At 58.0% G+C, this 483-nt stretch carries 1 protein-coding gene; it reads right to left on the reverse strand.

The genetic code is table 11. From position 1 onward, the window contains the following. The coding region (locus B3520_RS13615; RefSeq protein WP_349678490.1) for an alcohol dehydrogenase catalytic domain-containing protein at positions 1 to 275 on the reverse strand (275 nt) is incomplete at its 3' end. Positions 276 to 483 lie beyond the last annotated feature (208 nt).

The following is a 483-nucleotide window of genomic DNA, read 5'->3' on the forward strand; positions in this document are numbered from 1 at the left end:
TCCACCATGCAGCCGACACCCACGGCATCGCCCACCTTGAAGCCAGTGACTTGATCGCCCACTGCGGTCACCCGCCCAATGATTTCGTGGCCGGGCACTACGGGGTAAATGCTCGCGCCCCAATCGTTCTCGGCGAAGTGGATGTCGGTGTGGCAAACGCCACAGTAGTCAATATCGATTCGTACGTCGTCCGGACGCAGCTCGCGCCGCTGAAAGTCAAAAGGGGTCATGCCCGAGGTTTCGGACTGAGCGGCGTAGGCTTTGGCTTCCGTCATACATCATCTCCGGGTGGTGAATTGTGTGAATGGGGTGGTGTTACCTGATTGATGGCGCCATACTAGGGACCTGTTTTGCGGTATTACAAGGTTTATGACACCTCCTCACGAGCGTCAGGCTCGCTCTCAAGCCAATTCAGGCTTCTTACAGCGTCGTTTTCACCGCTGCGGCCCTCAGTCGCGGGCCAATGACGGCGCGGCTGATGAA

The sequence above is a fragment of the Marinimicrobium sp. UBA4509 genome (genome assembly GCF_002388575.1).
GTDB classification, from domain to species: domain Bacteria; phylum Pseudomonadota; class Gammaproteobacteria; order Pseudomonadales; family Cellvibrionaceae; genus Marinimicrobium; species Marinimicrobium koreense.